Raw genomic sequence first — 23,120 nt, 5'->3', positions numbered from 1 at the left:
GGAATGAATGTTTTAGTATAATAGATAGTAAAGATAAAGCTATCACTATGATTAGAAAGAATACTATATAATTATGTTAATTTCGTTGCAAGAGACTGAATCCCTTCTATTATTTAGGGATTAATTAAGAATCGATGCATATAAAAAGCTTTAATATGAGGATGAGGGGGAGTATACGAATGATTTTTCGTGAAAAAAATGAGAAGGAAAGTATTTTAATTCGTCAACATGATCATGGTTTTTTAGCTGGAGAGATTGCAAAGCATATAAAAGAAGACTTTTTTGAAGATAAAACATATTTAAAAGAAACAGTTGATGCAATATATGAGCATGACAGAGGATGGATAGAGCTTGATAAAGTACCAATTTTGAATGATGCTAAAAATATTCCATATACATTTATGGATTGTCCAAGCCCATTACGTTTTGTTTTTTATACGATTGGGTTGAATGAAATTGAAAATTCTAATCCATACGGGGCATTGCTTTGTAGTAAACATTTTTTATCATTTCCACTAAACGAGGAAGATGAAGAAATGATGTCATTTTATAAACATGAATTAGAACGACAAAAAAGAATTTTGAAAACGTTAACAAAGGAACAGTTTGCGATGTTCGATAAGCATTATAGATTATTAAAGTTTTGTGATGAACTTTCTTTATACGTATGTATGAATAAGCCTGGTGTCAAAAAGAAAGATGAAATTGACTTATTTAAAGATGGTTTTGAAGGAACAGAAATGTTTAATAGTAAAGAGGAGAAACTTATTCAAGCTGAATGGGTGGACGAGGAAACAATTCGGATTACACCATTTCTATTTCAAACGGAATTTTATACGTATGTAAAATATAAAACGATAAATAAGCATGAAATGAAAGAAAAAGGGATTGCAAAGGCTGATAGAGAATCAGAAATGAAGAAACAAACCATTCGTTTCATACAATAAGGAGGTAATATAAATTGAAAGATTATATATTAAAACAGTGTGATTACCATGCTTGGGCTAATACTAGATTATTCAATCGATTAAAAGAGTTACCAAACTATGAGACAATTTTTAATGAGCAGATACAGAGTGTATTCCCATCCATTAAGGATACTTTTGTGCATATTTATATTACAGATCAAGTGTGGTTACATATATTGCATGGTAAAAGTATGAATGAAGCAATACAAGACCGAGAAGATTTACGAAAACAAATTGAAACTAAATCGTTACATGAATTAGAAAAAATGTTTGAAAACATGGCAAATCAATATAAAGAGTTTTTAATTACAATACAAGATGTGAATGCTGTATTTGTTATTGAGAATCCATACGTAGGGAAATTAGAAACTTCGATTTTAGAATTAGTGCAACATGTCGTAAATCATGGTACATATCATAGAGGAAATATAACAGCGATGATCCGTCAACTTGGTCATTCGTCGACAATGATGGATTTTGTACTGTATTTACATATGGTTAAAAAGCAGGGAGAGTAATATAGTTTGTAAGAAGGAGAGGCTGTAATTGTAGAAGTCTCTCCTTCTATTTTATCCGGCATTAATGGTAGATCGACCGATTAAAATTTTACTTTATTTATTAAGAAGCTTTATTTTCTTGTAATTGCTTAGCGTATTGTACAGCCTTATATGCATTGACTCTACCATTTTTCCAGTACGTACCTGTACCACTAATTTTATCAGAAGTTGACTCAATAATTTGGCGGATTTGTGTATTGCTATATCCTTGATTTGCTAAAAGAGCAGCGACTCCTGCAACATGAGGTGTTGCCATAGATGTACCACTTAATGATTGATACGTGCTTCCTTTATATGTTGAATATATATTTGAACCTGGTGCTGCAACATCTACCCAGCTACCATAAGTAGAAAATGAAGATTTTCTATCTGATTGATCTGTAGAAGCAACTGCAATTACTTCGCTGTAATAAGCAGGGTAATTAGCTTTTGTGTTTCCAGCATTTCCAGCAGCTGCAACTATAACAGAGCCTTTATTCCATGCATATTGAACGGCTTGTTGTAATGCAGTACCACCATTTGGAGCTCCTAAACTTAAACTAATTACTTTTGCACCCGAATCAGCAGCTTCTCGAATACCTTGCGCTACAGCATCAAGAGTACCACTTCCTTGATTATCTAATACGCGGACAGCATAAATTGAAGTTTGTGGGGCAACACCAGCAATTCCGACACTGTTATTTGTAAGTGCTCCAGTAATTCCAGCGCAATGTGTACCATGACCATTACCATCATCAGATGTATTGTCATTATCAACATAATCATGCCCGTAAATTACTTTCGAAGCCAAATCAGGGTGTGATCCTTGGACTCCTGTATCAATAATAGCTACTTTTACACCAGGATCACTTCGTTGGCTATCCCAAGCCTGTGGAGCTTGAATCTTTTGCAATCCATATTGATTTTTAAAATATGGGTCGTTTGGAGTCCAAAAGGCGTGAACGTAATAATTCGGTTCTGCATATTCCACATCTGGATTATTTTTATAACTCTTTATTTTTTCTTTTACAGTACCTTTCGAAAATTGTACGACTTCAAAACCTAACTTATCATCTTTAGATAAGACATTAGCTCCGACAGATTTATGAAAAGATTGCACATTACTTAAAGATGTATTTTGCTTGAACTTAACGATTAATTGGTTAGGAACGTAATCAGTAGATGAAGTTTCAGCACTTGAAGTATTTGTGTTAAAGAAGAAACCACCAATAATAAATGACAAAACAGATAGGAAAGCAATGATTTTGTTTTTCAAAAGATTTTTCCTCCCTTTTCTTGGATGAGTTTTTCAGCGACTCTTTAATGTCGCATTCCTTTTCAACTATATAGTTAGACCATACGATTTATGACATTTATGTGAAAAACTTTTGGAGGAATAAAAAGGAGTAAACATTGATATAAATATATTTTTAATGACAGTAATTAAGTAAAAGAGGGGATGAAAAAAGGAATGCTCAACATGTATGAGTCATTCCTTTTTTCATAGATTAACTTGCCTGTTTTTTATTACTTTCTTTCAATTTCTCTGCTTGTAAAAAGCGATTCGTTTCAGCAACAACAATACTACTTAATCCAATTAGACCAATCAAGTTTGGAATTGCCATAAGTCCATTTGCAATATCAGCAAATGTCCATACGATTCCTAGTTTTAAATTAGCACCAATTGCAATCATGACAATAAAGATTGCTTTATAATATTTAACTGCACTTTCTCCGAATAAATAAGCTACACATTTTTCTCCATAATACGACCAGCCTAAAATAGTAGAGTAGGCAAATAAAATAATTGCGATACCGAGAATCGTACTACCAGCAGTACCGAATACAGATTGGAATGCAAGTGTTGTAGCTTCAACGCCAGTTTTACCAGATTTCCAAGCGCCTGTAGTAATTAATACTAGTCCTGTAATTGTACATACAATAAACGTATCTAGAAAAGTACCAGTCATTGAAACTAAAGCTTGCTTTGCAGGCGAATCAGTTTTTGCAGCCGCAGCAGCAATTGGTGCACTCCCTAAACCAGCTTCGTTCGCAAATACACCACGCGCCATTCCGATTTGGATAGCTGATGCAACTGTTGCCCCAATAAAACCACCAGCAGCTGCCGTACCATTAAATGCACCAGAAAAAATAAGTGAAAATGCTTCTGGAATTTGGTCGTAGTGATAGAAAATAATTATAAGACCAGCAATTATATAAAAGAAAGCTTTTATCGGAACGACATAACCCGTCACTTTCCCGATTTTTTTTACACCGCCTAAAATAACAATTGCGATTAAAAATGCCATTAGTATACCAGTTAAAGCAGGAGGGAAAGAGAAATTAATTCGCATTGCCTCTGCAACTGAGTTAGATTGCACCATATTACCAATACCGAAAGAAGCAGTTGTACCAAATATAGCGAATAGTATAGCAAGCCATTTCTTACCTAAACCACGCTCTAAATAATACATTGGTCCACCTGAATATTCACCATTTTCATTACTAACACGGTATTTCACTGCAAGTATTGCCTCGGCATACTTTGTTGCCATACCGAATAAAGCGGTAATCCACATCCAAAATATTGCACCAGGACCACCAATTGTAACAGCTGTTGCAACACCTGCGATATTTCCCATACCAATCGTTGCGGCCATAGCTGTCATAAGTGCTTGGAAGTGACTAATATCTCCAGAAGAAGAGGTATCTTCTGATTTTTTAAATGCTAGTTTGTGAGCGTATAATAGTTTACTAAACTGTAAACCTTTCAAACGCACTGTGAGAATGATACCAGTTCCAACGAGTAGCAACAAAGTTGGTAATCCCCACACGTATTGATTCATTTGTTCTAATACTTTACTTACTGTCTCCATCTTTATTCTCCTTTATTTAGAAAAAATAAAAACCACTTCAAGTAAATGAAATGGTCTCTGGAGAAACAAGGGATAGAAAAATAAACCGATACAATCGGCTTTTTCTTTCGCTTGTCTCTGTCCTTTTACCTGAGAGATTATCCGCTAAAGTAGCGGATTTGCTCCTTCGGTGCTCGTTTTCCTCCGCGCTCTATGAAAGCGAGAGGGAGTCTCTCCAGAGATTCGTCCCCATGCAGTTCTACTTGTAACCAAGACCTGAGAGTTTCAAAGTTGGTATAACAACTTTTTGCCCCGTCGGTAGATCAATAGACCTTCTCCTGAATGGTTCATCCGAATTATAAAATTTATAAACACATTGATTGTAAATCAATAAAAACATTATAGACATACAAATTGTGAATTGCAATCATTTTTTATTTTAAAATAGTAAATAGTTTTATTTTTTTGTAATTCCTAATTTATCTTTAACTTCATTTAAAGTAGATAAAGCGATGACAATATGTTGATCCGCAAGTCCTAAAGCTTGTTTTGTTTTTTCAATAGTTTCATTGGTTGGAGTAGAGTTATTTGCTCCGTCTATAATTAAATTTGCTGCATTTTTCATGAAATTTGATGCGGATTTAAACTGAGTTGTGAATTGAAGTAGTTGTTTTTGTATATCTATATCTGTTATGTTTTCTTCAATTTTAAGCGTGTCTATTTCGTTCATAATTGTTTCGTACTGCTTCGAAACAGCACTCATTGTAACTAATAGTTTATTTCGATCTACTGAATCTCCATTCGTGTTAATCTCTTCCCAGGCAGGTAACCAATCTTTTTCGATGATGTCATTATAATGAGTAGTCAATTCATTGATTTTAGGCTGTAATTTAGTTTTGAAAGTTTTTGTATCCGCTGTTTCTACAGTTGCTTTTTCATTGTTATTTTTAACATTAGTAGCGTAGAGAATCGTACCGAAAATGATGAAAATAGAAATAACAACTGTCCATTTAGTAAAAAGTAATTTCTGCAATATGTAACGCCTCCAAAATTTAAAAACTTATAATTATAATATATAACAATCATGTTGCTTAAAGTAGAGAAAATAGGCTAGAAATAATTTAAATTATTTCTTTTCTATACATAAATAATTAAAGTTAGTAAAATGATGAAAGTTATATGCGAGAAAAGAGGATTTTAGTGAAAATGAATAGAAGAAAATTGGTTTCAAATATTTCAATGGCTATGTTATTAGTTGGTTTAATTGCATTCATATTTATGGATAAAGAATCTAAAATTAAAGGTTTTCCAGTACCAATGTCAGCAATTCATATTAACGATGATAAGGAAGAGGACTATCAATATATAAGTGTAATGCCTATTACAAAGGCCAGTGGATGGGAGAACTTAGGGGAAAACGGGCATACTATTACTTTTAAAAAAGGGGAGAGGAATGTAACTGTAATACATTATCCGGGAGAACTAACGTATTATTTATTTGAGAAAAAGGTGAATATGGGAGATAAGATAAAGATGTAATTCGTTAAGGGTTACATCTTTTTTTGATTCTGAATTATTTGAAATAAAATTAGATAGATGGTTTGATAGATGTAGTGATAAATATGATAAGTTCTATATGTTGATAAAAAGCATCGAAGAGACCATAAAAATATTATGTAAATTAAAAGTTGTAAGTGGAAGATAAATTATATCTTAAGGGGGAATTAAAAATGTTACTAAAAACAATTTACTGTCAAGTGGAAGAAGAGAAAAAAGAGTTATTTTCAAACGCACAAGAAAAATGGCGCGATATACAGCATCTAGATGGATTTCATGGACAATTTGGTGGATGGAATAAAGATGAGGCATGTGTATTTACTTTATGGGAAAATCGAAATGCATATCAATCATTTATGAATGGTGCTCACGATACAATTTATTTAAATAGTAATCAAGAGGATACGTTTCTTTCATGTGAAATTGAATTATTTCAAACGTTGTATGATATAACTGATACGCATTTAAAAGACGTTGTTACAGAAGGATCATTCGTAAGAGTTGCTATATGTGATGTAAAGGTGGAAAAGGAAAATCATTTTTTACATAAGCAAGAAACAATTTGGAATAAAGGAATGGAAAAAGCAAAAGGAATGTTAGGTGGAGTAGTTGGGAAGTCTTTAAAAAATGAAAATCGTTACATAGTGTTAACGTATTGGAAAGATGAAAAGACGCATCAACATTATGTGGACGAGATTTTCCCAGATTTATATAAATTAGCTAATATTCATGAAGATACAGAAGAGATAAAAGGAAAACAAGCTGTATGTAAGGAAGAATGGCTTGTATATTAAACAAAGAAAAAGTGCATAAATGAATGTATAATAAAGATATTTTCTTATAAACAAGTAATTAATAGAAGACGTTATATACCCTTTCATGTTAATATATTTAAGTTATAATAGGAGGCTTACCCTTTTGTATTGTACGGTAGAAGCAGTGTGAGCTTGAAATTTTTTTAGAAAAGGATGTGCCTAATTTGCGTATCAATAAATTTATTAGTGAAGCTGGAAAAGCGTCCCGACGTGGAGCGGATAAACTAATTAATGAGAGAAGAGTAATTATTAACGGTAAGGTTGCAAAAATTGGTGACCAAGTGAACCCAGGTGATGATGTACGAGTAAATGGAGAGCAACTTCGAATTGCTCGAGATCATGTATATATCGCTTTAAATAAACCAGTAGGTATTACATGTACGAGTGAAAAAGCTGTAAAAGGTAATATTATCGATTTAGTGAACCATCCTTTACGAATTAGTCACATTGGACGTCTTGATAAAGACTCAGACGGTTTAATTTTGTTAACGAATGATGGTGATATTGTTAATGAAATTTTACGTGCTGAAAATAAACATGAGAAAGAATATATCGTTTCAGTAGATAAGCCTATTACCCCTGATTTCTTAGAAAAAATGGCAGCTGGTGTGAAAATTTTAGGAACGAAAACACTTCCTTGTGAGATCACACAGTTATCAAAATATGAGTTCAAAATTATTTTAACACAAGGGCTAAATCGTCAAATTCGTCGTATGTGTGAAGCTTTAGGTTATCAAGTATACACGTTAAAACGTACGAGAATTATGAATATTGAATTGAATAATTTACCCGTTGGACAGTGGAGAGATTTAACGAAGAAAGAGAAAAGACGTCTATTTGCAGACTTAAATTACGAACCACAAGATTGGTAAAATTGTGAAGTGAAACCAAAAAAATTTGGTTTAACTTTTTTAAATTAAATAAATAATTTTTTTAAACACTTGCAAAAATAAAATGAATAAGATATATTAAATAACAATAAATGGATGTTTTACAAAAGCGAAGAAAAGGACACGAGTTATTTTCCCCGGTTATACAGAGAAGGAAGGAAAGCTGAGAACTTCCTAACGCAGAAAAATAACTTACCACCTTAGAGCTGCACTGGGGAAATTAAGTATCTAGTGCCGTATAAACGACGTTACCGTAAAAGAAGCCATTGTTTGTTCACAATGGGAATCTGGGTGGAACCACGGGTATAAGCACGCTCGTCCCTATTTTAGGGATGAGTGTGCTTTTTATTATGAAATGGAGAGATGAAAAATGAAAGAACAAATGATTGAAATTAAATTTCCAGATGGTAGCGTGAAAGAATTTGTAAAAGGAATTACTTTAGAAGAAATTGCGGGATCCATTAGCAGTAGTTTGAAAAAGAAAGCAGTCGCGGGGAAAGTAAATGATGGATTATATGATTTACGCCGAAATATTGAAGAAAATGCGGAAGTGGAAATCATTACTATAGATTCAAATGAAGGGGTAGAAATTGCAAGACACTCAGCAGCACATATTTTAGCGCAAGCTGTAAAAAGAATGTATGGTGATATAAATCTTGGAGTAGGGCCTGTTATTGAAAATGGATTTTATTATGATATGGATCTTCCAAGTAGTGTAAACATGGAAGATTTACGAAAAATCGAAAAAGAAATGAAAAAGATCACAAATGAAAATATAAAGATAGAACGAGTTGAGGTTTCTCGAGAAGAAGCAGCTAAACTGTTTCAAGAAATGAACGATCTCTTGAAATTAGAACTTTTAGAAGCAATTCCTAGTGGGGAAAGTGTAACACTATATAAACAAGGTGAATTTGTAGATCTATGCAGAGGACCACATTTACCGTCAACAGGCTATTTGAAAGCCTTCCAATTAACTCACGTTTCAGGTGCATATTGGCGAGGAGATAGTAACAATCAAGTGCTTCAGCGTATATATGGCGTTGCATTCTCTTCTCAAAAAGAATTAGAAGAGTATTTACATTTCGTTGAAGAAGCAGCAAAGAGAAATCATCGCAAATTAGGTAGTGAGCTGGAGTTATTTATGTTTTCTGAAGAGGCTCCTGGAATGCCATTTTATTTACCGAAAGGACAGATTATCCGAAATGAATTAGAAGCATTTTTAAGAGAAATTCAAAAAGAGTATAAGTATCAAGAAGTACGCACTCCGTTCATGATGAACCAAGAAGTATGGGAGAGATCAGGGCACTGGGGACATTATAAAGATAATATGTATTTCTCTGAAGTAGATAATAAAAGTTTTGCATTAAAACCGATGAACTGTCCAGGGCACATGCTTATGTTTAAAAATAAATTGCATTCTTATCGTGAATTACCGATTCGTATGTGTGAATTTGGTCAAGTACATCGCCATGAATTTAGTGGTGCATTAAACGGGTTATTAAGAGTACGTACTTTCTGCCAAGATGATGCACATTTATTTGTAACTCCAAAACAAATTGAAGATGAAATTAAATCAGTAATGGCGCAAATTGATTACGTATATAAAACTTTTGGATTCGAATATGAAGTAGAGCTTTCTACTCGTCCAGAAGATTCAATGGGTGATGATAAATTATGGGAGCAAGCAGAAGCAGCATTAGAAAATGTATTACAATCGCTAAATTATAAATATAGACTAAATGAAGGTGACGGTGCATTTTACGGGCCGAAAATTGATTTTCATATTAAAGATGCTTTAAATAGAAGTCACCAGTGCGGAACAATCCAGCTTGATTTCCAAATGCCAGAGAAATTTGATTTAAATTATATAGATGAAAATAATGAAAAGAAAAGACCAGTTGTTATTCATCGGGCAGTTTTAGGTTCATTAGATCGCTTCTTAGCAATATTAATTGAGCACTTTGGAGGTGCGTTCCCGGCATGGGTAGCACCAGTTCAAGTGAAAGTAATTCCAGTTTCAAATGCAGTACATGAACAATATGCCAGTGAGGTTGCACATAAATTAGCACAAGCTGGGATTCGTGTTGAACAAGATGCACGAGATGAAAAACTAGGATATAAAATAAGAGAAGTACAAATGCAAAAAGTACCGTATGTTCTTGTTATTGGCGATAAGGAAATGGAAAAAGGAGCTGTAAATGTACGTAAATATGGGGAAGAGAAGTCAGAAGTTGTTGCGCTAGATGTGTTTGTGGTAAGTATTGAAGAGGAAATAAAGAATAGAAAATATTGATTGTAAAGAACACACACTATTAGAAATTAGTGTGTGTTCTTTTTTATCTTACAAAAATGTAAGGTAAATGTAAGCGAAATCGAGGGAACGAGTTGTAGAAAAATGAGAATATGAAGTAGGAAATAGGAAATAGATTCATGTTAAGGGTGTAACCCTTATTGAATGAATAATTAAAAAATTATTAAGGATTTACATGACAAAATAATAAGAAATATGTGAGAAATTAATTTTATACAAAAGGGATGGAGTGAAAGAGATGTCAGTAAATGTAGTTACTGTAGAAAGTGTAGAAAAAACGTATGGAAAAAGAAATGAGAATCAGTCAAAAGCATTAAGGGGTGTATCGTTAAGTATTAAAGAAGGAGAATTTGTCGGGATCATGGGACCTTCTGGGTCTGGAAAAACGACGTTACTTAATGTGATAAGTACACTTGACCAAGCGACAGGTGGTAGTGTGACGATAGCTGGTACAAATATTACTTCTATGAAGGGCAATGCGTTATCTGATTTTCGCTCTCAAAAATTAGGTTTCATTTTTCAAGATTTTAATCTACTAGAAAACTTATCAATTTATGAAAATATAGCTTTACCACTTTCTTTGCAAGGCGTACCATCAAGTGAGATTACTGGGAAGGTAAATGACGTTGCGAAGAAATTAGGCATCACTGAAATTTTAAAAAAATATCCGACGGCTGTTTCTGGAGGACAAAAGCAAAGAACAGCGGCAGCACGAGCTTTAGTACATAATCCAGCAATTGTATTAGCAGATGAACCGACAGGAGCGCTTGATAGTAAAAATGCAAAAAGTTTATTAGAAGCGATGCAAGATTTACATGAAAATCACAATGTAAGTATTTTAATGGTTACACACGATGCATTTAGTGCAAGTTATTGTGAGCGTATTTTATTTATTCAAGATGGTCTTCTTTATAAAGAATTAAATCGTCAAGGCACTCGAGAGAATTTCTATCAAGACATTTTAGGTGTGCTCGCTCATATGGGCTCAGCTGCTGAGTCTAAGTAGGGGGCGAAACTATGTTATTTAAATTATCACGTCATAGTATGAAAAAGATGTTAAAAGATTATATGGTTTTACTTATTGGCCTCGTTATTAGTATTAGTATTTTCTACATGTTCCAAACGATGGCGATGAATAGTGAATTTACGAAAGATAATAGCCTAATTAGTAGTATTAGACTCGTCTTTTGGGTAGGTGCAATACTATTATCTTTCATTACTGTATTTTATATTATATATGCCAACTCTTTCTTACTCACGTTAAGAAGAAAAGAACTCGGTATGTACATGATGCTTGGTGCAAAAAAGAAAAAAGTAGCACAGTTATTATTTATTGAAACATTCGGTATGGGTATTGTCAGTATTATTATCGGTATTTTAGTAGGGATGTTACTTGCAAGTGTCGCAGGAAACTTTTTAATGAATGGAATGGAAATTTCAGCAAAAGGTAGTTATGCATCTGTATACACACCAGCAATTTTAGTTACAGCTATTTTCTTCTTAATACTATTTTTCATTACTGGCTTAATGAACGGTGTCCGATTGTTACGTAAAACTGAACTAGAGTTAATTCGTGAAGATGAAACACTAGATGAAGTGAAGAAAAGTAAAACTCGCATTATAATAATGACAGTACTTGGTGTATTACTAGTAAGTACAGGGTACTATTTTATGATCAATGTAAAAATATATGCTGAATTAGGTTTTATTATAGCAACCATCGTTACAACACTTGGAACATATTTTATCTTTAGTTCATTACTCCCATTTTTTGTGATGAAAATTAAGGGGAATAAAAAACGAAATGAAACGGGCTTAAATAGTTTTACATATGCACAGCTACGCTTTCGAGTAAATAGTTTATCGAGAGTATTAGGTACTGTAGCGATGTTAATTGCATTAGGCGCAGGTGCGATGACGGCAGGTATGGCTTTCCAAAAAAATGTAGGTATTATGACAGACCTTTCTCGTGTATATGATGTCGTAATTCATGATCCAAATGATCAAGATAAAGCGGCCTTAAAAGAAATGGAAATTGTTGAAGAAAGCAAGTACAACTATAAAGTAGATGGGGAAGCGGTTTATTACTTACGTAATGATTTAACAGCGAAACCACCACTAATTTCCGAACGTTTTGATACGAAAACTTTAAAAGAGCCTGCGCGTAAACGGGTGGCTGAACCTTTAACTGAACCTATATATTCTGCTTTGGAAGCTCCTGAAGTAGCAAAATTTCCTCGTATGCCAAAAGATTGGGAAGATGCGATTGTAAGAGAGATACAAATTACACATAATCAATTCAACGGAAAACCTGTAAGAATTGCAGATGAAGCGCATTATAAAGGAATTCAAGGAACAGAACACACTGTAACATTAGCAAAAGTAGATGATATGAAAAAGTATAAACCGTTATTGATTGAAATAGATAAGAGACAAAAAGAACAAATTGAAAAAACAACAGGTACAAAAGTAGACATATTTACGAAAATGACAATTTATCAGTTAACGAGCAGTTTCATGAGCGGAACAATGTTTATGGGATTTTTCCTCGGAATTGCCTTTTTAGCAATGATGGCGAGTTCCCTTATGTTCAAAATATTAACAGGTGCTTCTCGTGATGTACGCCGTTATGAAATGTTACGAAAAATCGGTGTAAGACGCAGTATGTTAACGAAAAGTATATATAAAGAAATTTCGTATTTATTTATCTTCCCAGCGATCATTGGCATTTCTCACGTATTAGTAGGGCTTAACTTATTCAGCTTTATATTAGTTGACCCGTTTGTAAAAGTATGGGTGCCGATAGGGATTTTCTTAGTCATTTATTTCATGTATTACTGGATAACTGTTCAACTTTATAAAGGTATGGTAATGCCGAAAGAAGAAGTAGCTAAATAGTTTATGAAAAGAGTCCTTGTGTTGAGAATAAGGGCTCTTTTTTATGTTTTTTATAAAGAAGGAAAAGATTGGATAATGGTCGAAAAATATAATATTATTTCTAATAAATTACTAAAATGATAATGTTTTAGTAAGAGAAACGATCTGAAGTATGAAAGAAATACTACAGTTAGTTGGAAACAAAGTGTATGCACGTTTTTTCTAGGGAATATTTTAGAGCGAATTAGTTCTATAATTGTTGGAATTATTCTTTCTATAGAGAGATAGAAAGAATAAAAAAGATAGCTGAAAACAAATTGTTTTCAGCTATCTTTTTTGTTTAATTTAGTGATGTCCAGCTAGTAGAGTAAACGCTATTATTAGGAGAACACCACTAGTTGCCCACATTAGAAATGTAAGGAAAGAGAGCTGTTTCTTAGCTTTCCAAAGCATTTCATGAATTGTGACATATCCAAGTGAACCGATAGCACTTCCCATAATGAGCCCTTGCAGATGAAGAGCTTTTCCTTCCATCAAAATTCCAAAAACTGTGCCAGTACCGAGAATAAGAGAAAGTAATAAAGTCGTTAATAAAAAGGAAATATATTTATGTTTTGTAAAAAGAAATGGAATAATTAAAGCTAATCCTTCTGGAATATGGTGAACGACAATTGCTATTAAAAAGGGAATGGCAGAGTCATTATGATTTATAAAAGCTGTACCTAACGCAAATCCACTAGGTATATTATGAATAAATATAGCGAAAGAGAGAAAAAGGAAGGTTTGCCATGCTTGTTGATCTTTTTTATGTATCATTGGATGGTGACAATAGTTATCTAATAAGCTCATAACTAAAATACCGATAGCTATACCAAGTATAGGCCCAACTATTTCGTAGCTTGAAAATGTTTCAGGAATAATTTCAAGGGATAAAAGCCCAAGTAAAATACCACCACATAATGCGTATAAACGATGCATCTTTTCTTCAATAAGTTGGCGTGTTGCTACTCCAACAGCACCTCCTAATAGTAATCCACCGAACGAAAAAAATGTTACAATCATTGGAATCCATAAACGTTCCATAGTATCACACTCCGATTCTATTCCCTTATTTTTAGCTTACGAAAAGGAAAGTTAGATTAGTCCAAGTAATTGTGTTTGATTATAGAGAAAAAAGTAGTGATTCGTTATAATTTATATATTAATTTTAAGTGAGAAAATGAAAAGGGGAATTGGTTATGCAACAAATTAAAAAAATAGGAAACTCATTTTGGTATATGACACCTGTTTCTGAAACAGATAGACCTATCTTAGGAATGGTCGTTGGACAAAAAAAAACGTTAATGATTGATGCAGGGAATTCAGAAGAACATGCACAATTATTTTTAGAAATGTTAAAAGAACAAAATGTATCGATTCCTGATTTTGTAGCACTAACGCATTGGCATTGGGACCATATTTTTGGATTATCCGTATTACGGAATGCATTAACTATTTCGCACGCTGAAACGAAAAAAGAAATGCAGGCAATAGTATCTTATGAATGGACAGATAAAGCGTTGGATGCACGCGTAAAAGAGGGTACTGAAATTGAATTTTGTGCGGATTGCATCAAGAAAGAGTTTGAAGAAAAAGCGAGAAATATTAACATTATTCCTCCAACCTTAACGTTCCAGGGTCAAATGGAATTAGACCTTGGTGAAGTGACATGCGTGTTAAAACATGTGGGCGGAGATCATGCACATGATTCTGTTGTTATGTACATAAAAGAAGAAAAGATATTGTTTTTAGGAGACTGTATATATGCAGATATTTTTTCTTCGAAGTGGAACTATACGACGAAAAGAACGTTTGCATTAATAGATGAATTAGAGAAATTTGATGCTGAGACATATATTCTTTCTCATGGGACAGCTATAAATCGAGAAGAGTTTTTACAAGAAATTCATTTGCTAAAAACAGTAGGAACATATACAGAAGCTTATAAAGGCGATGAAGAGAAGATAAAGGCAGCGTATAAACAAGAGCTAGATAGAGAATTGAATGAAGATGAGCTAGAAACAATAACGTATTTTGTCAATGGTTACGAAATGAATAATCTGTAAGACACTACATTAATCAAATATAATTAAATTGCACAAAAAGAGTATTGAAATTTAATTCAATACTCTTTTTAATAGTTAAATATCTAGTTACAACCAATTTCTAAAATTAGGGCTCGTTATCTGAAGTTATATCACTTTATAGGGGTTCAGATAGAAGCTTTCTTTGCTAATTCAGTAATATACTCAAAGAAAACATCATGTTTTACATCATAAACGACATTTACAGGTCGTCCATCAGTAGTTTCCTCTGTACGTCCTTGGCTTGGTCCGTATGTATGAACGATACTATTAATCGTTTCAGTTTTTGCAAGGCTAGTGTTTCCGACAAAAGCGGTAGTTAGTACATCCCATAAATAGTAAGTAGAGTTCGTTGAGAAGTGAACCAGAGGGGGAACCATTGCATAGCATTGACCAAGGAAATCCATACCAATATACTTTCGCTCTTTTGCCCACTGTTCACGTATGTTTATAGTTAACGGAACTTGGTTTGTACTTTCTAGTGTCACTAAGTCGATTTTAATTTTTGCATCCCATACACGAGCCACCGCTTCAGGGTCCCAAAACGAATTCCACTCAGCTGTTCCATCATGCTCTGGTTCATGTACATTGCCAGCTTTAAGAAATGTACCACCCATCCAAACAAGGCGTTCAATTTGATCTTCGATTATGGGAGCTTCATATAATGCACGAGCAAGGTCAGTTAGGGGCCCGGTAAATAATAAAGTTGTTTTTTCTTCCGTTTGTAGAAGCGTTTCTATTAAATGATGATGCGCAGGTTTTGCCGCCACGGGTGTTACAACTTTTCCAGACTCATTTAAAATTGGTAAAGCATCTACATAAAATGCATGCATCCGCCAGTCTTTCGGAAACGGGTTTTGCCCGCGAGAGTTTGAAGCGGCTACGGCAATATTACCTTTGCCGAAGCGATCGATAATTTTACGACTGGCAGACATTGCGGGTTCTAAATAGCAGTCTGCTGGGATAACAGATACACCGGTAAGCTTAACGTTTTCCATTTGAAGTAATAAAAATAATGAAATTAAATCATCTACGCCGCCATCATGATTGAAGTACACTTTTTTCTTCATTGTAATCTCCATCCTATATGATTTAGTTAGAAATTAAATATGAATTGAGGAGAAGTCATCAATAATTTCCACAACTTCAATTTCTCCATTAATCAGTAGTTCAGGAAGCTCATTTCTAATATTTCCTTTCCAATACTCTCTAGCTTGTTCGAATTTTTGAGAAAAAGGAATACCATCTTCTTTCGGTAAAAGATTACCGTCACCTTCAAAAGAACTTCCGATTACTCGTAGTTTAACAATCTGTAAAACTTCTCGATTGTAAGAATCAAATAATGCTTTCCATTTTAAAGCATCTTCATAGCTTTTAGCAGCATATAAGCAAGATAACCTGGAAGGGTATTTAGGGAATTCTTGTAGTCTAACCATTTCTACAATTGTTTCTCTAACTGCTCTAATTGTTTGATCCATATAACTCATAATTACTTTAGCATTTTCATTATTTATATGTAATTCTTCATTTTTATAGTGATTATTTAAAATTTGTATGCCATCTTCACCACTAGCATTTAATTGTTCTCTTTCAAAAAAGAAGTGATATAGAGTATTGTGTTGATTTTTGTTAACAGGAATGATTTGTCCGATATGCATTTTTTTCTTTGTTACGATATGATATACGAAAAATTCTTGTTCATTCATGGTTCTCCTCCTAGTAGTAATGTTTAAATTTAGTAATTCAACATCGAAATATATAAAACCTTTATAAGTAAAAGTTAGAATTTGAGATGAAAGTAAAGAGAATATATGAAAACGTTTTAAGTTTGTTCACAAAATGTTCACTTACGAAGGGGTTTCCAATGTCGATATAATGACAAAGACTCAAAGAGAAAGGATGATGAAGTTTGCCAACAACAAGAAAGGAAAACCTCCAATTTGGCATGATGATGTGCCTTGGGATGGTTATCGTAATGACGTTTTACAATTTACTAATGAATGAAGCAGGAGGACCAATTTATATTAAAGAGATTGCATTAGAACTATTGATTGGATTTATTATTGCGCTATTAATTGAAATATGTATCGTTGGACCTTGTGCGAAAAAAATTGTATTTATGTTACCATTTGATAAATCTAAGAAAATAAATATTATCGTTGCGATGGCGACAACTATGGTAATCGGAATGGTGTTCTTTATGTCATTTTTCGGTATGGCTATGATGCATTTACATGGTGGACTACAAGGAGATTCATTTGTTTCAATTTATGTTTCAATTTTTATTAAAAATTTCATAATGGCATATCCATTACAATTAATTATTATGGGACCGCTTGTGCGTTTCTTATTTGCAAAGTTTGTTATGAAAAAGAAATCTTTTAATGTAGCGTAATTATAATTTAAAAAACATTATATACAAATAAAAACCACACCTCGCATTTTTGAGGTGTGGTTTTTTGTTCATTCCTAGTTATTTTCATAGTGATGTGACATTTGTCCTTTTGCCATTATAGGATTATAGCTTTTAATTAAGTCAGAAATAAAAGATGAGGAGATGATTTTTTGAAAGGTATTATATTTGCTGTTTTTGCGGGGATATTTATAACACTTCAAGGAACCTTTAATGCGAAACTTAGTTCACATATCGGTATATGGTCGACGAGTATTATAACCCATTTAATTGGATTCATTATTGCAACAACTGTATTTTTGTTAAAGAAAGAAGAGAAAGTAACAGATTTAAAGAGTGTGAAAAAAGTATATTTAGCAGCGGGTGCATTTGGTGGATTCATTATTTGTGCAGAAACTATGTCGATATATTCATTAGGAGTTACATTGACAGCTGGTACACTAATGGTTGCTCAATTGTTAACGGCAACAGTTATTGAAATGAAAGGACTGTTTCATATAAAAAAGATACAGATGGAGAGATATCATATTGTGGGAACAATAGTAATGATTATAGGTATTGTTTTATTTAATATGTAAATGAAAGGGGGAAATGAATATGTGGGATAGATCAAGTTTAATTACGCATTATTTAAAAAACAATAAAACGCTCGAGGTATTTTCAGAAATAGATACAGCGTATTTTCAAATAAATCACTTTGAAAAAGGCGAGCTTATTTGCAATATAGATGACGAAATGGATCGTTTATATTTTGTTGTTAAAGGTAAAGTAAAAGTTTATACGATTACACCTGAAGGGAAGAAACTAATTCTTCGCTTTATCAATCCATTGGCCATTGTTGGTGATATTGAATTAATTCAAAATAGCAAAGCACATAATGTCGTTGAAGCTTGTTCAGATGTTGTAGCAATCTCTATTTCTAATACGGTTATTAGAAACAAGTTATTACATGATCCTATATTTATGAAGTTCTTGCTTGAAAACATTGCGAACACGTTAAAAATATCGACTCGTTTTACTGCTCTTAATTTACTGTATCCTGTAGAAGTACGTGTAGCTAGTTATTTACTTTCAATTTCAACAGATAGTAACGGGAATATGTATAAAGGGGATTTGGATGCAACTTCGGTAACGAGTATTGCAGATTTTATAGGGGTAAGTTATAGGCACGTAATTCGGGTATTACAAAGATTTTATAATGAAAAACTAATTGAAAAGAGTAATGGAGTTATTGTAATTAAGGATTTTTCTAGAATGAAGGAAGTCGCTAAAGATAATATATATGAGCAATGAAAGGGAGAGGAAGATTTTGATTGGATTTAGTTTAGCCATATTAGCAGGAATATTAATTAGCTTACAATCTGTTTTTAATGCAAAAGTAAATGAAAATGTAGGACAGTGGTTAACGACTACATGTGTCCTTGGAATAGGTCTCATTAGTTCTATTCTATTTTATATCATTACAGAAAACAGTAGTAACATTAAAGTGTATACTACAAATTATTTGTTTTATGTAAGTGGACTGTTTGGCATCGGGTTAATTATTTGCATAATGGGTGCAATAAAGAGCTTAGGTCCAGCATATACGGTGCTAATTAGTCTTATTACTCAATTGGTCGTTGCGTTATTCATTGATACATTCGGATTATTTGGAATGGAGAGCATTCCATTACAAATAAATAAATTAGTTGGTATAGGTTTATTAATTGTGGGAGTAGGAATTTTTAAAAATCTATTTTTGAATAAGAAAGCTATTAAAATAACTGAAGATGAGATTTAAAGAATATAAAGGAAATGTGTTAATGTTCAGATTATATATTTATGCAGTAGGGAATGCTTTTCTTATATGCCCTGTTTGTGAAAGGTTTGTATCTATTTAATAAAAAAACGTGAGTTAGCAATTAGCATAGTTGAAAAGAAAACATCGATATGTCGAGGTCTTCTTTATTTATTGTTTTGAGATTATAAGAATTTAAGTATAGGATTATGAGAAGTGTTTTTAGATAAGGAGAATATGACTGGAAATTAAAATATTACTAAATATACGTAACTAATGAATACAATGTCTTTTTCAGTTATTAAGTTGTAAATCATTTTATGATAAAATCTTTTACATAATTTAATAAAGGGGTAGTATTCAATGGGTTATTTCTCAAATGGTTTATTAGTTTTGTTTGTGCTAATCGTATGCAGTTGTATATTTTTTGGTTGATAATATAATGAGAGTCTTATATAAAAGAAGTTATCTTAAGTGAGATAACTTCTTTTTATTTTATATTGAGAAGGAATTCTATCTTTCTTATTGAAGTTTGTTCTAGTTATTTTTACATCGATCAGATTTGTGTAAAGGGAATTTTATGAAATAAAAACAAGCCTGAGAATAGGGAGTATTGACATGGAAAATAGTATACGCTACACAAGTGAACATCCTACAGATTTTAATGGATTATTATCCTTATACGAATCTTTAGGATGGAATTCTCTTAAATTAACGGTTAACGAGTTAGAACGAATGTGTAAGCAAAGTTGGTATGCAATTTATGTTTTTGATGATAAGAGGTTAGTAGGGATGGGGCGTGTCATATCAGATGGAGTCATAACAGGCATTATTTGTGGAGTTGGTGTATTGCTAAAATATCAGTCTAGTGGCATCGGAAAAGAAATAGTGAAACGATTAATCCAGCACTGTGAACAAAATAAGGTTATTCCACAACTTATGTGTGTAGAAAAATTGCAATCTTACTATGAATCTATAGGGTTTGAAGCATTCTCTATTGGGATGACAAAACATATTATAAGATAGAGGTGCTTTATCCCGCTATTTGTCGGGTAGTAAAACCCCACGGATTAAAGTTTCACTTTATATTTTCAGTTTACTCGTACATATTTTCAAACTTCAATATAAAGGAGAATGGCTGTATGGAGATTGCTAAAGGGATAGAAATGTTACAACTTGAATTTCAAGAATTTGTTATTCATCCAATTCTTTTATGGGATGATGAAATGGCAGTATTAATAGATACGGGTTTCCCAGGACAAATTGAAGATATACAAGTAGAGATGGAAAAGATTGGGGTATCATTTGATAAGTTAAAAGTCGTGATTTTGACGCATCAGGATATTGATCATATAGGTAGTCTGCCAGAATTGTTGCAGCGCTGTCGAAGTAATATTAAAGTTTATGCGCACGAACTAGATAAGCCATATATCGAGGGGGATTTACCTTTATTGAAGGACGGAAATGTAGAGAACCGCCCAAAAGGAAAAGTGAGTGATACTGTGATTGACGGGCAAGAACTTCCGTATTGCGGTGGAATACTAATTCTTCATACTCCAGGGCATACTCCGGGTCATATTAGTTTATATTTGAAACAAAGCAAAATTCTTATTGCAGGAGACTCTATGTATAGTGTGAATGGGATGTTAGGAGGAATTCACGCCCCAACAACTATAAATATTAAGGAAGCAAAGCAGTCTTTGAAGAAGTATTTAAATTTACATATTGAATCTGTAGTTTGTTACCATGGGGGATTAAGTAAGGAGAATATAAATGTTCAACTTCAAAATTTGTAAAGTTAAAATGGAGTTTTTTGTTAAGTGACGTTGAAGTATAATCTGATTATTAGTATATAAATAAATTATAAAAGAGCATGTTTGAACTGCACCCCAATTGTTAGACACAGTCTAACAATTGGAGGTGCAGTTTTTCTATGGCTAAATTTACAGCTGATGAAAAAATACAAATCGTTCTACGTTATTTGAACGGAAATGAAAGTTATCGAGAAATGGGTAAATCGATTGGTATAAGTGACACAATTATTTTGAATTGGGTAAACCAATATAAACAAAATGGTATAGAAGCTTTTCTAAAACGATGTACAAATTACACACAACAATTTAAACTAGACGTACTAAACTTTATGATTGAAAACGGTATGTCCTTATTTGAGACGGCAGCTATCTTTAACATTCCTGCCCCTTCAACGATTTCTGTTTGGAAAAAACAGCTCGAAACACAAGGAATTGATGCCCTTCAATCTAAAAAAAAGGGGCGTCCATCCATGAAAAAAGATTCAAATAAACAATTAAAACAAACTTTAGCTGACGGGTCAGTCGAAGCACTTGAAGCACGTATTAAACAGCTTGAAATGGAAAATGAGTACTTAAAAAAGTTGAATGCCTTAGTTCAAAACAAGGAAAAATCACGAAGCAAGACAAGGCGCAAGTAGTCTATGAATTAAGGCATAAATATTCGGTGAAGGCACTCGTGGAGCTAGCTGGTATTCCACGGAGTACGTATTATGATTTAGTAAAGAAAATGAATCGTCCGGATCAAGATGCCGATTTGAAAGCTGAAATTAAAGCGATTTATGAGGAAAATGAAGGTCGTTATGGCTACCGTCGCATTCGTGATGAGTTAACGAATCGTGATCAGAAAGTGAATCACAAAAAGGTTCAGCGCATTATGAAAGAGCTTGGATTAAAGTGTGTTGTGCGTATGAAGAAATAGAAATCCTATAAAGGGAAAGTCGGTAAAATTGCACCTAATATTTTAGAGCGTAATTTTTATACAGATGCCCCGAATCAAAAATGGGTAACGGACATCACAGAGTTTAAATTGTTTGGAGAGAAACTGTATGTATCACCTGTATTAGACTTGTATAATGGTGAAATTATTACCTATACAATTGGTTCTAGACCGACGTATTCACTTGTTTCAGAGATGTTAGAGAAAGCATTAGAACGTTTACCTGAAAACCACCAGCTACTAATGCATTCGGATCAAGGATGGCATTATCAAATGAGTCAATACGTCCGCACACTTGAATCAAGGGGTATCGTACAGAGTATGTCTCGAAAAGGAAACTGTTACGACAACGCAGTAATAGAAAATTTCTTTGGGATTATGAAGTCGGAGTTCCTCTACATAAAAGAATTTGAAAATGTAGAGCACTTTAAAATAGAATTAGAAAAATATATAGATTATTATAATACGAAACGGATTAAGGCAAAATTAAAAATGAGTCCGGTACAATACCGAACTCATTTTTATCAAGCTGCCTAATGAAATAACCGTGTCTAACTTTTAGGGGTCACTTCAGTTTGAAAAAATTAAACATGCTCTTTTATTAAAGTAAATCAGTTTAATATGAATGACCTAACCCATTCCAATAAAAAGAAACGATTTCTTGTGCTAATTCATCTATATTTGCCAGAATAGGATTGTGATTTTCATCTTTAAAATTCCCAATTGATAATAAAGATACGAAAGCATGAGCCACAAATTTAGCGTTTCCTTTCGGAATTTCTCCCATGTGCATCGCAGTATCGAGTGCTTTTTCTAGCACTTCATACATATTATTTTCAGCATTTTTTAATTCCTTCAATTGTTCTTCAGATAACGACAGTTTAGCATCTTTCATAAAATTTTTCATATCAATATCCATCGTTGCGTGTAAGTAAACTTTGGCGAAGTCTAATAATCTTTCTTCTAAAGTTTTGTTTGTAGAGAGTATTTGAGACATATTCTCTCGTATACGTATCATCATTTGGGTCATAGTAGCGGTAAATAAATCGGCTTTTGTTGAATAGTAATAGTAGACGGTTGCTTTCGTAACACCACAAACTTTTGCGACTTCATCCATAGAAACGACTTGATAATTTTGTGTAAGAAATAAGCGAGTTGCCACTTCTAAAATGGTTTCTTTTGTAGATTTTGTATTTTTATTTTGACGTGGCCTTCCGAGAGGACGTTGTTTTTGTTCCAAATCCATT

The 23,120-nt window shown here is 33.1% G+C and carries 22 protein-coding genes, 1 pseudogene, 1 riboswitch and 1 other annotated feature; of the genes and pseudogenes, 16 read left to right on the top strand and 7 right to left on the bottom strand.

Annotated elements, in window-relative coordinates; translation table 11 throughout:
- Positions 1 to 179: 179 nt before the first annotated feature.
- Complete coding sequence (locus F3I02_RS28230; RefSeq protein WP_000577280.1) at positions 180 to 947, top strand: DUF3891 family protein; 768 nt, start codon at positions 180 to 182, stop codon at positions 945 to 947.
- Positions 948 to 961: 14 nt separating this feature from the next.
- A complete protein-coding gene (locus F3I02_RS28225) occupies positions 962 to 1,486 on the top strand; it encodes a DinB family protein (protein WP_000656270.1) in 525 nt (174 codons plus the stop codon).
- 100 nt (positions 1,487 to 1,586) lie between these two features.
- On the opposite strand, the gene F3I02_RS28220 is transcribed toward F3I02_RS28225, so the two are convergent.
- The 3 genes from F3I02_RS28220 to F3I02_RS28210 all read right to left on the bottom strand — a co-directional run bounded on the left by F3I02_RS28220 (position 1,587) and on the right by F3I02_RS28210 (position 5,392).
- Positions 1,587 to 2,780: a S8 family peptidase gene (locus tag F3I02_RS28220; RefSeq protein ID WP_131249962.1), complete on the bottom strand. Its 1,194-nt coding sequence runs from the start codon at positions 2,778 to 2,780 to the stop codon at positions 1,587 to 1,589.
- A 232-nt stretch (positions 2,781 to 3,012) separates the two neighbouring features.
- Complete coding sequence (locus tag F3I02_RS28215; protein WP_131249964.1) at positions 3,013 to 4,380, bottom strand: alanine/glycine:cation symporter family protein; 1,368 nt, start codon at positions 4,378 to 4,380, stop codon at positions 3,013 to 3,015.
- Positions 4,381 to 4,487: 107 nt separating this feature from the next.
- Positions 4,488 to 4,608, bottom strand: a riboswitch (glycine riboswitch).
- Positions 4,609 to 4,816: 208 nt separating this feature from the next.
- Positions 4,817 to 5,392, bottom strand: coding sequence for a hypothetical protein (locus tag F3I02_RS28210; protein ID WP_001170893.1), 576 nt, complete (start codon positions 5,390 to 5,392; stop codon positions 4,817 to 4,819).
- 173 nt (positions 5,393 to 5,565) lie between these two features.
- Here F3I02_RS28210 and F3I02_RS28205 point away from each other — a divergent pair, with 173 nt between their 5' ends.
- From F3I02_RS28205 to F3I02_RS28180, 6 genes are all read left to right on the top strand, one after another.
- Complete coding sequence (locus tag F3I02_RS28205) at positions 5,566 to 5,898, top strand: hypothetical protein (RefSeq protein WP_230876902.1); 333 nt, start codon at positions 5,566 to 5,568, stop codon at positions 5,896 to 5,898.
- A gap of 191 nt (positions 5,899 to 6,089) precedes the next feature.
- Positions 6,090 to 6,710 (top strand): YdbC family protein, encoded by a 621-nt coding sequence (locus F3I02_RS28200; protein WP_000925182.1) that lies wholly within the window; start codon positions 6,090 to 6,092, stop codon positions 6,708 to 6,710.
- A 185-nt stretch (positions 6,711 to 6,895) separates the two neighbouring features.
- A complete protein-coding gene (gene rluF, locus F3I02_RS28195) occupies positions 6,896 to 7,603 on the top strand; it encodes a 23S rRNA pseudouridine(2604) synthase RluF (protein ID WP_001222158.1) in 708 nt (235 codons plus the stop codon).
- Between the two features lie 121 nt (positions 7,604 to 7,724).
- Positions 7,725 to 7,947: a binding site (T-box leader), on the top strand.
- A gap of 44 nt (positions 7,948 to 7,991) precedes the next feature.
- Positions 7,992 to 9,914: a threonine--tRNA ligase gene (gene thrS, locus F3I02_RS28190; RefSeq protein ID WP_131251798.1), complete on the top strand. Its 1,923-nt coding sequence runs from the start codon at positions 7,992 to 7,994 to the stop codon at positions 9,912 to 9,914.
- Between the two features lie 256 nt (positions 9,915 to 10,170).
- A complete protein-coding gene (locus F3I02_RS28185; RefSeq protein WP_000115831.1) occupies positions 10,171 to 10,938 on the top strand; it encodes an ABC transporter ATP-binding protein in 768 nt (255 codons plus the stop codon).
- Between the two features lie 11 nt (positions 10,939 to 10,949).
- Positions 10,950 to 12,830, top strand: a complete 1,881-nt coding sequence (locus F3I02_RS28180) for an FtsX-like permease family protein (protein WP_000897851.1) — start codon at positions 10,950 to 10,952, stop codon at positions 12,828 to 12,830.
- A 324-nt stretch (positions 12,831 to 13,154) separates the two neighbouring features.
- On the opposite strand, the gene F3I02_RS28175 is transcribed toward F3I02_RS28180, so the two are convergent.
- Positions 13,155 to 13,892, bottom strand: a complete 738-nt coding sequence (locus F3I02_RS28175; RefSeq protein WP_131251800.1) for a ZIP family metal transporter — start codon at positions 13,890 to 13,892, stop codon at positions 13,155 to 13,157.
- A gap of 155 nt (positions 13,893 to 14,047) precedes the next feature.
- Here F3I02_RS28175 and F3I02_RS28170 point away from each other — a divergent pair, with 155 nt between their 5' ends.
- Positions 14,048 to 14,914, top strand: coding sequence for an MBL fold metallo-hydrolase (locus tag F3I02_RS28170; protein WP_089148500.1), 867 nt, complete (start codon positions 14,048 to 14,050; stop codon positions 14,912 to 14,914).
- 146 nt (positions 14,915 to 15,060) lie between these two features.
- Here the strand turns inward: F3I02_RS28170 and F3I02_RS28165 are convergent, their stop codons facing one another.
- Both F3I02_RS28165 and F3I02_RS28160 read right to left on the bottom strand, forming a co-directional pair.
- The gene (locus tag F3I02_RS28165) at positions 15,061 to 16,014 is read right to left on the bottom strand and encodes a nucleoside hydrolase (RefSeq protein WP_196478654.1); all 954 of its coding nucleotides are present in this window, start codon (positions 16,012 to 16,014) and stop codon (positions 15,061 to 15,063) included.
- A 21-nt stretch (positions 16,015 to 16,035) separates the two neighbouring features.
- Positions 16,036 to 16,638 carry a DUF2441 domain-containing protein gene (locus F3I02_RS28160; protein ID WP_001005206.1) on the bottom strand — a complete coding sequence of 201 codons (603 nt, stop codon included), beginning with the start codon at positions 16,636 to 16,638 and terminating at the stop codon, positions 16,036 to 16,038.
- A gap of 203 nt (positions 16,639 to 16,841) precedes the next feature.
- On the opposite strand from F3I02_RS28160, the gene F3I02_RS28155 reads away from it, so the two are divergent.
- The 7 genes and pseudogenes from F3I02_RS28155 (at position 16,842) to F3I02_RS28125 (ending at position 22,410) form a co-directional block, all read left to right on the top strand.
- Positions 16,842 to 17,327 carry a DUF2798 domain-containing protein gene (locus F3I02_RS28155; RefSeq protein ID WP_002164010.1) on the top strand — a complete coding sequence of 162 codons (486 nt, stop codon included), beginning with the start codon at positions 16,842 to 16,844 and terminating at the stop codon, positions 17,325 to 17,327.
- A gap of 170 nt (positions 17,328 to 17,497) precedes the next feature.
- Positions 17,498 to 17,923: a DMT family transporter gene (locus tag F3I02_RS28150; RefSeq protein WP_000676016.1), complete on the top strand. Its 426-nt coding sequence runs from the start codon at positions 17,498 to 17,500 to the stop codon at positions 17,921 to 17,923.
- A 19-nt stretch (positions 17,924 to 17,942) separates the two neighbouring features.
- Positions 17,943 to 18,638 carry a Crp/Fnr family transcriptional regulator gene (locus F3I02_RS28145; RefSeq protein WP_000263514.1) on the top strand — a complete coding sequence of 232 codons (696 nt, stop codon included), beginning with the start codon at positions 17,943 to 17,945 and terminating at the stop codon, positions 18,636 to 18,638.
- A gap of 16 nt (positions 18,639 to 18,654) precedes the next feature.
- The gene (locus F3I02_RS28140; RefSeq protein ID WP_000579015.1) at positions 18,655 to 19,125 is read left to right on the top strand and encodes a DMT family transporter; all 471 of its coding nucleotides are present in this window, start codon (positions 18,655 to 18,657) and stop codon (positions 19,123 to 19,125) included.
- Between the two features lie 615 nt (positions 19,126 to 19,740).
- Complete coding sequence (locus tag F3I02_RS28135; protein WP_149216252.1) at positions 19,741 to 20,148, top strand: GNAT family N-acetyltransferase; 408 nt, start codon at positions 19,741 to 19,743, stop codon at positions 20,146 to 20,148.
- 116 nt (positions 20,149 to 20,264) lie between these two features.
- On the top strand, positions 20,265 to 20,918 hold the full coding sequence (locus F3I02_RS28130; protein WP_000401468.1) for an MBL fold metallo-hydrolase: 654 nt from the start codon (positions 20,265 to 20,267) through the stop codon (positions 20,916 to 20,918).
- A 137-nt stretch (positions 20,919 to 21,055) separates the two neighbouring features.
- Positions 21,056 to 22,410: pseudogene (locus F3I02_RS28125) on the top strand (IS3 family transposase).
- A 79-nt stretch (positions 22,411 to 22,489) separates the two neighbouring features.
- Here F3I02_RS28125 and F3I02_RS28120 read toward each other — a convergent pair.
- Positions 22,490 to 23,113, bottom strand: coding sequence for a TetR/AcrR family transcriptional regulator (locus F3I02_RS28120; RefSeq protein ID WP_000436039.1), 624 nt, complete (start codon positions 23,111 to 23,113; stop codon positions 22,490 to 22,492).
- Positions 23,114 to 23,120: the final 7 nt, after the last annotated feature.

Origin of the sequence: Bacillus sp. SRB3LM, from assembly GCF_015712745.1 — a bacterium.
In the GTDB taxonomy this organism is placed as follows: Bacteria; Bacillota; Bacilli; order Bacillales; family Bacillaceae_G; genus Bacillus_A; species Bacillus_A thuringiensis_K.
Note: the sequence above shows the minus strand (reverse complement) of the source record. Positions and strands in the feature narration are given on the sequence as shown.